The organism is Actinomyces succiniciruminis (genome assembly GCF_900002405.1).
In the GTDB taxonomy this organism is placed as follows: Bacteria; Actinomycetota; Actinomycetes; order Actinomycetales; family Actinomycetaceae; genus Actinomyces; species Actinomyces succiniciruminis.
This window is the reverse complement of record NZ_LK995494.1, coordinates 46,283-60,375: the sequence shown is the minus strand read 5'-3', so window position 1 is coordinate 60,375 and position 14,093 is coordinate 46,283. Positions and strand designations below refer to the sequence as shown.

Below are 14,093 nucleotides of genomic sequence, written 5' to 3'. Positions count from 1 at the left end.
GGCCAAGAGCAGATAGAGGGAACGGTCTACAGCGCCGGATACGAGAGTTGGGAGATCTAGGTGAACTTCAATCACGGTCACGGCTCGCCCTCTGACCCGGCGAGCCGTGACCGGCGCTCCATCAGCGCCGCCAGCGACGAGAGCGCCTCCCGCCGGTTCGAGCGCAGCTGCTCCACCGAGTAGGAGTAGCCCTCAGCTCGCGCCGACTCAACCACCTCTACCTCCTCCGCCGTCGGCGGCACACCATCGTCCGGCACCTCAACCACCAGGTCATCGGCGCCCCCACCAGAGATGCTGTAAGTGCTCACAGCAGCGCCTCCTGCCCCGGCAACTCACCCGACGAGGGAGGCGATGCGTCAACGGGCAGCAGTAGCCCCTCGACATCCATCCGCCTTACCAGGTATCGCCCGTTAGGTAGCTTTCGTGCGGCCAGAGCGCCAGTCCGGATCCACCGCCGGATTGAATCCACGGAGGTACCTGGGAGCAGTGCCGCCGCCTGCGAGGGCGTGATGTATCCATCGTCGCCACGATCGTGCATGTCGCGCACATCCATGTCCATGAGCGCAGCATAGGATGAATACACAGGTGCGTCAATCCATGTATTGCATGTAGTGCATACCGTGCGCTAGACTGGACTCATGAGGACCACACCGCCCACTCGAACGGCGTACAACGAGGCGCTAGGCCTAACCGTGAATCAGCTGCTCTTCGAAAATCGCATGACTCGTAAAGAGCTCGGCAGCTACTTCGGCGTCGGACAGTCAGTTATCAGCCGGAAGCTGCGGGGACAGGTGTCTTGGACCGCCGAGGAACTCTCCATCATGGCAGGTCTCTTCGGCATGCGCATCGATGACTTCGCGCCGGTGCGTGCGGCGGACGGTTCGTGGATCCCTGCGCAGTACGTGGCCGGGCAGCAGAAGGCCCCGGCACCTGCTGGTGCCGGGGCCTCCGGAGTGGTAGCGGGGGCAGGATTCGAACCTGCGACCTCCGGGTTATGAGCCCGGCGAGCTACCGAACTGCTCCACCCCGCGTCGTGGTTAGTACTTTAGTCCGGCGCCCGCCGGGACCGCAAACCCGGGCGACGTGCCCTTGCTCACCACGACGCTTCCGCTACTTATTCACCCATGTCACCCCTGAGCGTCGAGCTGCTGCTGGGCGGCGACCGCCCGGTTCAGCGCCTCAGTCAGCCGGTCCTGCGCGTCGCCGTAGGCGGTCCAGTCCCCGTCCTGCATGGCCTGCTCGGCGTCGTCCATGGCGGTCTGCGCGTCCGACAGGGCCGTGGACAGGTCGGCGGCCGGATCGCCCGAACCGGTGCTCGCCCCCGAGGTGGCCGCGGCGGTCGCCTCCGGCGTGGCCGCCGCACTCGCCTGCTCGGTCGGCACAGCGGTGGGCACAGCCTGGTCGGCACCCTCTTCGGTCTCCGCCGAGGTGTCGTTGGCGGCCGCCGCGTCGCCGTCGACGGCCTCCTCCCCGGTGGTGGCGCCCGAGTCGCCGCCGAACACCTGGTCCAGTGCCTCGGACAGGGTCTCGGCGAAGCCGACCTGGTCACCGAAGGAGACCAGCACCTCCCGCAGCAGCGGGTACTGCGTGCCGGAGGAGGCCTGCACGTAGACCGGCTGGACGTACAGCAGTCCGCCGCCCACCGGCAGGGTCAGCAGGTTGCCGCGGATGACCTCCGAGCCCTGCTGCGAAAGCAGGTTCAGCACCTGGGAGACGGTGGCGTTGGAGTTGAAGTTGTTCTGCACCTGCCCGGGTCCGGACACGTTCGAGGAGCGTGGCAGCTCCAACAGCCGCAGCTTGCCGTAGTCGGGATTGCGTCCGCCGTCCTCACCACCGGCCGTCTCGGAGTCCACGGCGAGGAAGCCGGTGAGCACGTTGCGGTCGGTGTTACCGCCGATGATGTAGACGCTGGACAGGGAGAAGGTCGCCTCGTCCTGGTCTGGCATCTTCAGCGTCAGGTAATAGGGGGCCTGCGCGTCGTCGCCGGACTTGGTCGGGTCGTCGGGCACCTTCCAGAAGTCGCCGCCGGAGTAGAAGTCCTCCGGGTCGGTGACGTGGTAGTTGGCCAGCACGGTGCGCTGCACCTTGAACAGGTCCTCCGGGTAGCGCATGTGCGCCATCAGATCACTGCTCATCTCGCTCATCGGCGTGACCGAACCGGGGAAGACCGCCTCCCAGGCGGCCAGGATCGGGTCCTCCTCGTCCCACTCGTACAGGGTCACGGAGCCGTCGTAGGCGTCGACGACGGCCTTGACCGAGTTGCGCACGTAGTTGGACTCCTCCGGGGCTCCCAGCAGCGCGGACTCGGAGGTCGCGTCGCTCATCGTGTCCTCCAGCGACTCGTGCTGGGAGTACGGGTAGTTGTTGGTGGTGGTGTAGCCGTCGAGGATCCACACGACCCGCTTGGGGGTGGAGGCGTCGTCGTCATCGTCAACCACCGCCGGGTAGGGGCTGCCGTCCAGGGTGAGCCACGGGGCCACCTCGGCGACCCGGTCTGCCGGGTCGCGGTTGTACAGGATCTGCGAGCCGGAGCGGACCTCCTGGGAGAACAGGATGTTCATCTCCTGGAAGCGCACGGCGTACAGCAACCGGTTCCAGGGGTTGGACACGTCCGGGCCGCCGTCACCGTCAAAGGTGGTGTTGACCTGACCGGACTGGGCCGCATCGTCGGGGTAGTCGAGCTCGCGCGGGCTACCGCCGTCGTCGCCACCCACGATGGAGTACGACGGCGAGCCCTGGCCGAAGTAGATGCGCGGCTCGTACTCCCCCAGGTCACCGACCGAGGGGATCCCGCCCTCCCAGAAGGAGGGGTAGCCGCCGGAAGCGACGGTGTTGCCGTAGGCGGTCACCACGCCGTAGCCGTGCGTGTAGACGGTGTGCTCGTTGACCCAGGTCCGCTGGTCGGCGCCCAGACCGTCGAGGTTCAGCTCGCGCACGGCGATCACGGTGTCCCGGCTGGTTCCGTCGATGTTGTAGCGGTCGACATTCAGCGAGGACGGGAAGGAGTAGTACTGCTTGTTCTGCTGCAACTGCCGGAAGGTCGGGGAGACCAGGTTCGGGTCCAGCAGACGGATCGACGTCGTGGACTCGGCATCCTCCAGCAGCTGTCCGGCCTCGGCGGTGGTCTTGGCGTCGTAGTCGGTAGTCTCGACGTCGTCGAGCCCGTAAGCGGTCAGCGTCGCCTTGATGTTGCGGTCGATGTAGGTCGACTCCTCACGCTGCGCGTTGGGGTCGACGACGAACTTCTGCACCACGGCCGGGTAGGCGGTGCCGATCAGCAGCGCCGAGACGATCATGACGGCGACCCCGGTGATCGGCAGCCGCCAGGAGCTGGTGCGCACGGAGAACAGGAACAGCAGTGCCACCACCACGCTGATCGCCGCCAGAATCGCGCTGGCGGGGATGGAGGCGTTAACGGTGGTGTAGCCCGCACCGTCGAACTTCGAGTTGGAGGCGTACAGGGCGGAGTAACGACCCAGCCAGTAGGAGCCGCCGCGCAGCAGCGCGAACAGGGCCAGGAACACCGTCATGTGAATGCGGGCCGCCCGAGTGAAGTGCGGGGTGCGGGACACGGAAATGCCGCCGTACAGGTAGTGGACCACCACGGAGCAGATGCCCGCGAACACCACCACCCGCGTCAGGTAGGACACCACCAGTTGCAGCACCGGCAGGATGAACACGTAGAACGACACGTCCAGCCCGAACTGCGGGTCCGTCGTTCCGAATGACTGCGCATTGAGGGCGAGCAGCACCTCCCGCCAGCGGGGGGCGACGTCCCAGGCCGAGCTGATCAGTGCCAGCACCGCCGGCACGATCCAGGTCAGCTGCCGCTGGATGGGCTCAACCGCAGAGCGGTAGGCCTCCAGGTTGCGGGCCGCCTCATCCCGCGGCAGGCCGATCTCGCGGGCGCGGTACGCCGACCGTATGGCCGCGAAGACGGCGAGGAACATGATGACGAAGCCGACCACGAACATGGCGCCCGCGGCGATCCACTGGGTCCAGATCACCCGGGAGAAACCCAGCTGGCTGAACCAGAGCACTTCCGTCCAGGTGCGTGACAGGAACCCGATGACGATGGCCACCAGGGCGAGGATGCCGATGGTCAGCGCCAATGGCCCGGGGCGACGGCGCCCCCCGGCCCCGCTCCTGCGTACAGGCGGGTTGGCGGAACCCGAACCACCGCCGGGACCCCGATGCCGCCGCGGCACGCCGCCCGGGGCGCTGCGGTGCCGGGAGGCACCCAGGCCGAACAGGGCGGAGGGGTCAAAGGCCGAGGCGAAAGCGCCGGTCTCCTCGGGTTCGTCCGCATCGTCATCCCCGGTGTCGTCCGGCTCGTGCGGCGACGACGTCGTCCCCGCCCCGTCGCTCGCGCCGCGCCGGGGCCGGATGAACGGGTCTTCAGGGCTGTCGGACTGGAAGAAGCCGCCGCGTACGCGGTCATCGCGGCTGTCAGTCTCGGAGGAGTCGGCGGAACCGGACTCGTCGTCGGGCTTGTCGATAGGATCGTCGTCGGGCCTGGTGCTCACGCTCACGCTCCGTGTCGTTCCGTGTCATTGTGCGTGCGCACTGGGCGCACAGCGGCCGGCGCCGGTGGCGCCACCGCGGCCCATCGTCGCACAGGTCACGTCGGCCTCACAAAAAACAGTCCATCCATAGGTGTCGCTGCGCCGGCTCTAAGCAACGACGGCTATTTCACGCGGGTACGCAGTCGCCCCTTTGTGGGGGCCGCCGGGCCGTTGCGATTCCCCACCCGGTGGGTGATGAGACGATGAGGCCATGAGCGATCAGTTGCCCCCGGCCACCTCCCCCAGCACGACCACGCCACGCCAAGCCGCCCTCGTGCGTCTTGTCGCCCAGCTTGAGGAACATGTGGCTCGGGCCGGCTGGGACGCGCCCGTCGGCGTCTTCGCGCTGGTGCGCACGGCGTCCGCGCTGGAGCAGGACCCCACTCTGGAGCGGATGCTCGATGCTGCCGCGCTCGCCGAGGCCCGTACCGACCCGGAGGCACTGACCGCGATCGAGCAGGGGGACCTCCCGCCCGTGGACAGCCTGGAGGAGCTGCTGGCCGGCATCGTCTGGCCGGATGAGGTCGATGGCACGGCCGTGGCCACGGAACGCGTGGTACTGCCCGCCGCGGCGGAGCAGGCGGCGGCGGAGATCGAGGACCCGCAGGAGCGCGCCGCCTACCTGATGTCCCGGCCGGACCGGGATGACGTGCGCATGGTCGTGGGCGTGCTGCGCTCCGGGGAGTCCTGGTGCGCCGTGCGCGCCCGCTCGCACGACTCGGCCGACGAGGTCGCGGGTGGTGCCGATCTGGTGCCCGGCCTGGTGGAGGCGCTGCGCCGCACGCTGCAGTAGCCGCGCCGCCCGAGCCGGCGCCATCGCGACCGGTCTCAGCGGCAGCGGATACTGCTATCGACCTCGGCGAGTCTCAGGCGTCGGGTTCGTCGGCGGAGTCGTCGTCGGAGCGGTCGGTGCCCTGGCCCCCGGGGCCGGCGTCGGCATCCTTGGCGCCGTCGGCGTAGCCGAGTGTGCCGTCCAGCAGCGAGGCCAGGTCGGCATCCATCTGTGCATCCATCTCCTGGGCGGCGCGCCGCATGGTCAGGAAGTCGTCGGGGTGTGCCAGTTCGGCCGCCGTCGGCACCACGTCGGGATGGCGCCAGAAGGCGTCCCGCTCGGCATCCCCCAGCTCCGCACCCAGCTTCTCCCACAACCGGGCGGCCTCGCGCACGCGCCGGGGCCGGAACTCCAGGCCGATCAGCCGGGAGAAGACCTGCTCGGCCGGCCCGCCCTGGACGCGGCGGCGGCGCACCATCTCGCGCAGCGCGACGGCGAGCGGCAGGTGGGGGGCCAGGGCGCGGGCGGATACGACCTCGACCCAGCCCTCGACCAGCGCCAGCAGCGTCTCCAGGTTCTCCAGGGCCTCCTTCTGCGCGTCCGTCTCCTGCGGGGCGAACATGCCCGACTCCAGGGCCGCCCGGATGGCCTCGGGATCGTTCGGATCGACCTGGGCGACCGCCTGCTCGACGGCGTCGACGTCGATGACAATGCCGCGCGCATAGGCCTCCACGGCGGCGAGCAACTGGCTGCGCAGCCAGGGCACGTGGGCGTACAGGCGGGCGGCGGCGGCCTCCCGGACTGCCAGGAACAGCCGCACCTGCTCGGCGTCCGCCTCCAGTTCGGCGGCGAATGCGGCCACGTTGGTGGGCACGAGCGCGGTGCCGGGCTCGCGGGTCAGGGGCAGGCCGACGTCGGTGGCGGCCACCGCCTCTCGCCCGAGCTCGCCGATGGCTTGGCCCAGCTGCAGGCCGAAGGCGGTGCCGGCCATGGAGCGCATGAGTTTGCCCAGCGCACCCATCTGGGCGGCCGCGGCGTCGGAGTCGGACAGTCGGCCGATCTGGTGCTCCAGGGCGTTGGCAAGCGCGGAGGTGGCGGCGTCGGCGACCGGGGCGCACACGTCCTTCCACACGGGCAGGGTGCGCTCCACCCACTGGGAGCGGCTCCAGGCCTCGCGCGGCCCCGGGGCGGGCATGAAGTCGGTGGCGGCGTCGAGCCAGAGATCCGCGACCGCCAGAGCGCTGCGGGTCTGCTCGGCCTCGGCGGCGGTGACCACCGGGTCGCCGTCGCTGCGGACGGTACGCAGGGCCAGGTCCTGCCCCATGTTCCAGTTGACGGCGCCGGTGCCCGCACCGGTGAACAGCTGCTGCATCTGTGCCTGCAGACCGCCCAACTGGGCCGGGGTGAGTTTAGACAGGTCTCCCATGCCGCTCATTTGTGCCAGCTGGTTGGGGTCGACGCCGGAGGCCCGCAACGCCCCCACCGCGTCGGCCGCCATCTGTGGGCCGAACATGGCGGCGAGCATCTGCTCGATCTCCTCGAAGGGGTCCTCGCTCATGGATTCCTCTCGGTGATTCCGGCGCGTGTGCGCCGCTGCCCGGGCCGCGGGGCGGCCGCCTGGTGGAAACACCCCGATCATGTCATCCATTCCTGTGGGCGGCCATGCCCCACCGCGGATCCCCAGCCGGGCATAGGCCGACGGTCGCCCGCTTCTCAGGAATCCGGGTCATGATGACCCCCGTGACGCAACGCCCTTCCGACACCCCCGACGCCGGCACCTCCGCCGCGGACACCCCGGACCCCGACTCGCCAACCGCCCCCGCCGAGGACGCCGGCGCGGCCGGCGGCAAGGCCGGCTCCCGGCGGATCTTCCGCGGCCGCCGCCGGGCCTGGCTGCTGGCCGGCCTGGCGTTGGTCGTGGCGCTCGTGGTGGCGGGCGCCACGGTACCGATCAACAAGGTCATTCAGGCGCCCGGCCCCACCTGGAACGTGCTGGCCGACACCTCCGACGGCGCCGACCAGGACCTGCTGACCGTCACCGGCACCGACACCTATGACACCACCGGCGCTCTGCGCATGACCACCGTGTCCGTCTCCGGCTGCCCGGGCTACCCGGTCACCTTCTTCATGCTGGTGGACGCCTGGTTGAGCAGCGACAAGACCGTCCTGGACCGGGACCAGGTGTGTCCGGAGTCGCTGACGGCCGAACAGGTCGAGGAGGTCAACCAGGCCCAGATGACCAGCTCGCAGGACGCCGCCGTGGTCGCCGCACTCATGGAGACGGGCCAGGCCAGCCGCATGATCCTGACCATTGCGGGTACCGCGGACGAGCAGGCCGGCGTCGGCGTCCAGGCCGGCGATGTACTGGAGTCGATCACCACCGCCGACGGCGAGACGACCACCATCACCTCCTATCCGCAGCTGCGGGAGTTGATGACCACGATTCCCCCGGGCACGCCCCTGACCCTGTGGGTGGACCGGGATGGCACCGACGTGGACGTGGAGCTGACCACCATCGACCCGCAGGACGCCGACGGGGACGGCGAGCCGGATTCGGAGGGGTCGCTGCTGGGGCTGAGCCTGTCCGCCCGGGCCGACTCCGACGTGGAGGCCTCCTTCGGCCTGTCCGACGTGGGCGGTCCCAGTGCCGGCACCATCTTCGCCCTGGGCATCATCGACGAGATCACCCCCGGCGACCTGACCGGCGGCAAGGACATCGCCGGCACCGGCACCATTGCCGTCGACGGCACGGTCGGCGCGATCGGCGGAATCAAGCAGAAGATGGCGGGCGCGCAGCAGGACGGGTCGAACTACTTCCTGGCTCCGGCCGCCAACTGCAACGAGGTGGTGGGCAACGTGCCCGACGGCCTGGAGGTGTATGCGGTGGGCACGCTGCACGAGGCGGTTCGTGCCGTTGAGGCGATCGCCGACGACGACACCTCCGACCTGCTGACCTGCGAGGCCGTGCTCGCGGGCGACTGAGCCCGCTCCCGGGGAGGTTTTCCACAGGTCGTCCGCCCCGGCTGGCGGACCTGCGGGGGGCGGTGCCATGCTGGGGCCGATGCCGCCGGCGCCGGTGCCGGCGGGGGCAGACAGGAGCACCCATGCGTATCCGCGGCCACTCCCCCATCCTGTGGCGCGCCCCCGGGGAGACTCAGATCGGAGCCGAGCCGGGGCACGCGACGATCCTGTCGGGGCTGACCAACGGGGAGCAGCTGCTGCTCGACCGGCTGCCGGAGGAAATCCGGCCCGCCGGCATCTACCGCGCCGCCCGCTGGAGCCGGGTGCCGCTGGAACGGGCGCGCGAGATCGTGCGCGACCTGCGTGAAATCGGCATTATCGACGCCTCCCCCGAGGCCACGGACGACGCCGACACGCTCTACTGGGACCGGCTCGCCGTCGACGCGGCCGAGCGGTCCGCCATGCTGCGGGCGAGCAGCGTGGGGCTGCTGGGCGGCGGGGATCTGGCCAGGGAGATCATCCGCCTGCTGGTGGAGGCCGGGGTGGTGACCATCCTGCCCGACGACGAGGCGCTGGCCGACTGGGCGGCCGAGCTGTCCCCCGCGGTGCGCACCCGGGCTCCGCTGGACCTGCGCCCGGACGTGGTCGTCTCCCTGAGCGGGCACGTCGTCGACCCGATACGCTCCCGCGACCTGGCACGGGCGGGCATCGCCCATCTGCCGGTGGTGGTGCGGGAGGTGAGCGTGCGGCTGGGGCCGTTGGTGACCGAGCAGTCAGCGGTGTGCACCACCTGCCTGGACCTGTGGGCGCGGGATGCCGACCCCTGTTGGCCGGCCCTGGCCACGCAGCTGCGACTGCTGCCGGCCCCGGTGTTGGAGCGACTGCTGCTGCATCAGGCGGCGGCGCTGGCGGCGCGGGCGGCGATCGACGTCGTCACCGGGCGCGGGCCGCTGTGGGAGGGACGCAGCGTGGAGCTGTCCGCGGCCGATCCCGCGGGGGTGGAGCGGCACTGGCGGCCCCACCCCGACTGCCTGTGCAGCCGGCTGGCCGTAGGACCCGCGGACGCGGGGGACGCGAGCGATGCGCCGGAGGCGGTCGGCGCCCCCGCCGACGCGGATGGTTCCGCCGCCCTGGAATTAGAGGCGTAACGGCCCTAGAGACGTGAACGGGGCGCGTGCTACTCCCCGGCGCCGAATTCGCGCACGATGCGCAGCACGTCTGGCCCGTACTCCTTGAGTTTTACCGCCCCCACTCCCCGGATCAGGGACAGCTGGGGCAGCACGGCGGGCTTGACGATGGCGATCGAGCGCAGGGTGGCGTCGGCGAACACGGTGTAGGCGGGCTTGGACGCGTCCTTGGCCACCTGCGCCCGCCAGGCGCGCAGTTGTTCGAACAGGGCCACGGTGGCCGGATCGTTCTCGGCCTCGAATTCGGCGGCGGCCTGCTTGGCGCGGGCGCGCGGCCCGCCGCCGGCGCCGGAGCGCCGACGGGCGGGCCCATCGACGTCGGTGGGCCAGATGCCGTCCAGGAAGCGGGAGGGCTTGCGGGAGGCACGGCCGCCGGGGTTGCGGGCGCGCGCATAGGAGATGACCAGGTGTTCGCGGGCGCGGGTGACGCCCACGTACAGCAGGCGCCGCTCCTCCTCGACCGCGGCGGGCCCCTCCGCCAGGGAGATCGGCAGCAGCCCCTCGCAGGCGCCGATCAGCAGCACCGCATCCCATTCGAGTCCCTTGGCGGCGTGCAGGGAGGACAGGGTGACGCCGTCGACGGTGGGGGCGTTCTGGGCGTCCGCACGGGCGGCGAGTTCGGCCACCAGGCCGTCCAGGTCGGTGCCGCGCCGCTCGCCGAGCTGGTCGGCCAGTTCCACGATCGCGTTCAGGGAGTCCCAGCGCTCGCGCATGGCGCCACGGGTGGCGGGCGGCTGCTCGCTCCAGCCCTCCCGGGCCAGCACCATGCGGGCGTCCGCGCCCGGATCCCCGGTGAGCTCGGCGCGTTCGGTGCGGGCGGCGGCCCGCAGCAGCACCATGGCGCGCTTGACCTCCTCGCGTTCGAAGAAGCGCTCCCCGCCGCGCACCAGGTAGCCGATGCCGGCGTCTGCCAGCGCCTGCTCAACCACCTCGGACTGGGAGTTGGTGCGGTACAGGACGGCGATCTCCGACAGCGGCACGCCAGCGGCCTGGAGCCGCTGCACCTGGGCGACCATGCCGGCGGCCTCGGCGACGTCGTCGTCGTAGGCCTCGAAGCGCACCGCGGGGCCGGAGGGCCGCTGCGCCTGGAGTTGCACCGCCCCGGCCGGCAGGGCGAGTGCCCCGGCGCCGCGCCGCGAGCGCGACAGCACCCGGTTGGCCAGGGACACCACCTGCGGGGTGGAGCGGTAGTCGCGGGTCAACCGCACGGTGCGGGCGCCGTCGTAGCGGGAGGCGAAACCGGTGAGGTATTCGGGGGTGGCGCCGGTGAAGGAGTAGATGGTCTGGGAGACGTCACCGACCACGCACAGTTGGCGGCGGTGCCCGAGCCACAGGTCCAGCAGCCGTTGTTGAAGCGGGGAGACGTCCTGATACTCGTCGACCACGAAGTGCTTGTACTGGCCGCGTATCTGGGCGGCGATGTCCTCGCGATCCTTGAGGATGCCGACCATGAGCAGCAGCACGTCCTCGAAGTCGATCACGCCCCGCTCGGCCTTGACCTCCTCGTAGACGGCCAGCAGCTGGGCGACGGTGGCCGGGTCGAGGTCACCCACCCCGACACGGCCCTGGGCGGCGGCCGCCTGGGCGTAGTCCTCCGGGAGGGTCATGGTGACCTTGGCCCATTCGACCTCCGCGGCCAGGTCGCGGATCAGGGCCCGGTCCGCGGACAGGCCCAGGCGGTGGGCGGCGGTGCCGACCAGGCGGCCCTTGTACCGCTCGATCTCGTGGCGGCGCCCGCCGATGGCGGTGGGCCAGAAGTAGGTCAGCTGCCGCAGGGCGGCGGAGTGGAAGGTGCGGGCCTGAACCCCGGGCACACCCAGGTCCGTCAAGCGCGAACGCATCTCCCCGGCGGCGCGGGCGGTGAAGGTGACGGCCAGGACCTGGGTGGGCTGGTAGGCGCCCACCGCCACCCCGTGGGCGATCCGGTAGGTGATCGCCCGGGTCTTGCCGGTACCGGCGCCGGCCAACACGCACAGGGCCCCTTCCAAGTGCTCGGCGACCTGCCGCTGGTCGGGGTCGAGGGCGTCGAGCAGCTGGGCGGGGGTGGGCAGGGCGCCGGGCGTGCCCGCAGGGCGCGGGGCGTCGGGTGCCGGGGCGTGGTCGTTCATCACCGCCCAGCCTGCCACGCCGGGCCGACACGATTGACCGGCGCGGCTCGGGCGGACCGTGGTGGCCCGGCCTCGGCCCGCGCGAGCAGGCGTTCAGCCGATGGGGCCGCCGTACCAGTCCTCGATCAGCATGCGGGCGATGGACGTGGGGCCGGGCAGGACGACGGTGCCGGCGGCGATGGCGTCGGTGAGCTCGGCGCGGCTGAGGACCACCGCGTCGGTGACCTCGGCGCCGTCGGGGCGGGCCAGGTGCTCGCCGGGGGCCAGGCGGGCCCGGTAGCCGAGCATGAGGGAGCGGGGGAAGGGCCAGGGCTGGCTGGCGACGAACTCCACACTGGCGACCTTCAGCCCGGTCTCCTCGGCGACCTCGCGGACGACGGCGGCCTCCGCGGCCTCCCCCGCCTCCACGAAGCCGGCGACGGTGGAGTAGCGGTGGTGGTCCCAGGTGGCGCCGTGGACCAGGACGATGCGGTCGGCGTCGTCGGTGACGGCCATGATGACGGCGGGGTCGGTGCGGGGGAAGTCGAGGGCGCCGCAGCTGGTGCAGCGGCGGGCCCAGCCGGCCTGCACGATCTGGGTGCGGCCTCCGCACAGGGGGCAGAAGCCGGAGCGGGCGTGCCAGGCGGCCAGAGCGCTGGCGGGGGTGGCCAGGCCGGCGTCGTGGGCGTCCAGGTCGGCGCCGACGGCCCGCAGCGCGGACAGCGGGTAGCGGTCCAGGACGGCGCTGAGGGCCGGGTGGGGGTGTCCGGCGCCCTCGGCGTCGGTGGGTGAGGTGACGTCGTCGGTGGGGACGACGACGGCGAGCCAGGCGGCCCCGGCGGCGTCGCCGGTACCGGTGCCCTGCTCGCGCCCCAGGTAGAAGCAGGTCAGGCCGGTGACGTCGAGGTCCGCGGCGGTCAGGGGTGCGAGCCGGGGACGGGCGTCGGAGGAGGCGGTGCGGCCGGACCGCCAGACGGAGGCGTCGCGGTCGTGCGGTGCGGCGGGAGTGAGGCCGTCGTCGGGCAGGTTTGCGCCGATGGCCGGGGCGTCCAGGGCGATGCGGCCGCGGGCGTCCACCAGCAGCAGGCGGGTGGCGGGGTCGGCGGCGAGCGCGGCGATAAGGCCGGGCTGGCTGCGGCGGGAGGCGTCGCGGTCGGTGGTCGCCCGGGACAGGGAGCGGGCTGCGGTCCGCGACGAGCGAGTCGGGGCAGGGACTTCCGGGTCGTCAGGGACGGCGGGCCGGGGCGTGGAGGTCATGGGGGCAGCCTAGGCGCGGGCGGGGCGGATACGCTGCCGTCATGAGTTCCGGGAGCGCCGCCGCACGCGTCTACCTCGACCATGCCGCCACCACGCCCGTGCGGGCGGAGGTGGCCGAGCAGGTGGCCCGAGACCTGGCCGATGGCCTGGGCGGGTGGGCGAATCCGGCGGCGCAGCACGCCTCGGGACGCCGGGCCGGGGCGCTGTTGGCGCAGGCGCGGTCCCGGCTGGCGGCGGCGCTGAACGTGGACCCGCACGAGGTGATCTTCACCGGCAGTGGCACGGAGGCGGACGCGCTGGCGGTCGCCGGTCGGGTGCTGGCGGCCCGTGCCGCCGGAGTGGAGCGTCCGCGCGTGGTCACCTCCCCGATCGAGCATCCGGCGGTGCTGGACAGTGCGCGCACCGCGGCGGCGCAGTTGGAGGCCGAGTACGTGCCGCTGCCGGTCGACGGAGCCGGGCGGGTGGAGGCCGGTGAGCTCCGCGCGGCGCTGGCGGGCGGCGCCTGCCTGGTGAGCGTGATGGCGGCGAACAACGAGACCGGCCTGGTACAGGACCTGGCCGGGATCGTGGCGGCGGTGCGCGCCGCGACCGGCACCGACCGGCCCGGCACGGACGGGTACGTGCCCGTGCACACCGACGCGGTGGCCGCGGTGGGCCGGATACCGCTGGACTTTCACGGCTGGGGGCTGGATGCACTGTCGCTGAGCGGGCACAAGCTCGGCGCGCCGGTCGGCGTCGGCGCCCTGATCGCGCGGCGAGACTTCTCCCTGGTGGCGCCGATGGGGGGCGGGCGCCAGGAGCGGGGGCTGCGCTCGGGCACGCAGGACGTGGTCGGGGCGCGGGCGCTGGCGCTGGCCGTGGAGTTGACCGTGGCCGAGCGGGCGGCGGAGGCGGCGCGGCTGGAGGCGCTGCGGACGCGCCTGCTGGCGGGGGCGACGGCGCTGGCGGGCGTGCACGCGACCCTGCCCGATGATGCGGCGCATCTGCCGGGCACGGCCCACCTGTGGGTTGAGGACGCCGACGCCGAGGCGCTGCTGATGGCGCTGGACATGGCGGGCATCGACGTGTCCGCCGGGTCGGCCTGCCATGCGGGTGTCTCCCGGCCGAGCCACGTGCTGCTGGCGATGGGCTACGGGGAGGATGCGGCGCGGGCGACGCTGCGCTGCTCCATGGGGCGGGAGACGGGCGCCGAGGATGTGGAGCGCCTGCTGGCGGCCCTGCCCGACGCCATTAACACCGCCCGCCGGGCCCGCCAGCGGCGGGG

Annotated in this window: 10 protein-coding genes and 1 tRNA gene; 4 read left to right on the top strand and 7 right to left on the bottom strand. The window is 72.0% G+C overall.

Annotated features, from left to right (window positions below; translation table 11 throughout):
* Window positions 1–77: 77 nt before the first annotated feature.
* From BN1056_RS06310 to BN1056_RS06295, 4 genes are all read right to left on the bottom strand, one after another.
* Entirely contained in the window at window positions 78–308 is a 231-nt protein-coding gene (locus tag BN1056_RS06310) for a hypothetical protein (protein WP_210579845.1), read from the bottom strand.
* On the bottom strand, window positions 305–538 hold the full coding sequence (locus BN1056_RS15050) for a helix-turn-helix domain-containing protein (RefSeq protein ID WP_425306111.1): 234 nt from the start codon (window positions 536–538) through the stop codon (window positions 305–307). The genes BN1056_RS06310 and BN1056_RS15050 overlap by 4 nt, the downstream gene beginning before the upstream one ends.
* A 416-nt stretch (window positions 539–954) precedes the next feature.
* Window positions 955–1,031: transfer RNA gene (locus BN1056_RS06300), tRNA-Met, on the bottom strand.
* Between the two features lie 96 nt (window positions 1,032–1,127).
* Window positions 1,128–4,526 (bottom strand): UPF0182 family membrane protein, encoded by a 3,399-nt coding sequence (locus tag BN1056_RS06295; protein ID WP_244671552.1) that lies wholly within the window; start codon window positions 4,524–4,526, stop codon window positions 1,128–1,130.
* A 250-nt stretch (window positions 4,527–4,776) separates the two neighbouring features.
* On the opposite strand from BN1056_RS06295, the gene BN1056_RS06290 reads away from it, so the two are divergent.
* Window positions 4,777–5,358, top strand: a complete 582-nt coding sequence (locus BN1056_RS06290) for a PPA1309 family protein (protein ID WP_210579841.1) — start codon at window positions 4,777–4,779, stop codon at window positions 5,356–5,358.
* A gap of 73 nt (window positions 5,359–5,431) precedes the next feature.
* Here BN1056_RS06290 and BN1056_RS06285 read toward each other — a convergent pair whose 3' ends face one another.
* Window positions 5,432–6,895: a zinc-dependent metalloprotease gene (locus BN1056_RS06285; RefSeq protein ID WP_210579840.1), complete on the bottom strand. Its 1,464-nt coding sequence runs from the start codon at window positions 6,893–6,895 to the stop codon at window positions 5,432–5,434.
* Between the two features lie 173 nt (window positions 6,896–7,068).
* On the opposite strand from BN1056_RS06285, the gene BN1056_RS06280 reads away from it, so the two are divergent.
* Window positions 7,069–8,319, top strand: a complete 1,251-nt coding sequence (locus BN1056_RS06280) for a YlbL family protein (protein ID WP_425306110.1) — start codon at window positions 7,069–7,071, stop codon at window positions 8,317–8,319.
* Window positions 8,320–8,441: 122 nt separating this feature from the next.
* The gene (locus BN1056_RS06275; protein WP_244671550.1) at window positions 8,442–9,446 is read left to right on the top strand and encodes a Rossmann-fold NAD(P)-binding domain-containing protein; all 1,005 of its coding nucleotides are present in this window, start codon (window positions 8,442–8,444) and stop codon (window positions 9,444–9,446) included.
* Between the two features lie 29 nt (window positions 9,447–9,475).
* Here BN1056_RS06275 and BN1056_RS06270 read toward each other — a convergent pair whose 3' ends face one another.
* Complete coding sequence (locus tag BN1056_RS06270) at window positions 9,476–11,593, bottom strand: ATP-dependent helicase (RefSeq protein WP_210579838.1); 2,118 nt, start codon at window positions 11,591–11,593, stop codon at window positions 9,476–9,478.
* Window positions 11,594–11,686: 93 nt separating this feature from the next.
* The gene (nudC, locus tag BN1056_RS14960; protein WP_210579837.1) at window positions 11,687–12,829 is read right to left on the bottom strand and encodes an NAD(+) diphosphatase; all 1,143 of its coding nucleotides are present in this window, start codon (window positions 12,827–12,829) and stop codon (window positions 11,687–11,689) included.
* Between the two features lie 41 nt (window positions 12,830–12,870).
* On the opposite strand from nudC, the gene BN1056_RS06260 reads away from it, so the two are divergent.
* On the top strand, window positions 12,871–14,093 hold a 1,223-nt coding region (locus BN1056_RS06260), incomplete at its 3' end, for a cysteine desulfurase family protein (RefSeq protein WP_210579836.1).

Excerpts from the sequence above, each read along its gene's own strand:
- BN1056_RS06275 (WP_244671550.1), top strand. The coding sequence starts at position 8,442 with ATGCGTATCCGCGGCCACTCCCCCATCCTGTGGCGCGCCCCCGGGGAG.
- BN1056_RS06270 (WP_210579838.1), bottom strand. The coding sequence starts at position 11,593 with ATGAACGACCACGCCCCGGCACCCGACGCCCCGCGCCCTGCGGGCACG.
- BN1056_RS06290 (WP_210579841.1), top strand. The coding sequence starts at position 4,777 with ATGAGCGATCAGTTGCCCCCGGCCACCTCCCCCAGCACGACCACGCCA.
- BN1056_RS15050 (WP_425306111.1), bottom strand. The coding sequence starts at position 538 with ATGCACGATCGTGGCGACGATGGATACATCACGCCCTCGCAGGCGGCG.
- BN1056_RS06285 (WP_210579840.1), bottom strand. The coding sequence starts at position 6,895 with ATGAGCGAGGACCCCTTCGAGGAGATCGAGCAGATGCTCGCCGCCATG.
- BN1056_RS06280 (WP_425306110.1), top strand. The coding sequence starts at position 7,069 with ATGACCCCCGTGACGCAACGCCCTTCCGACACCCCCGACGCCGGCACC.
- nudC (WP_210579837.1), bottom strand. The coding sequence starts at position 12,829 with ATGACCTCCACGCCCCGGCCCGCCGTCCCTGACGACCCGGAAGTCCCT.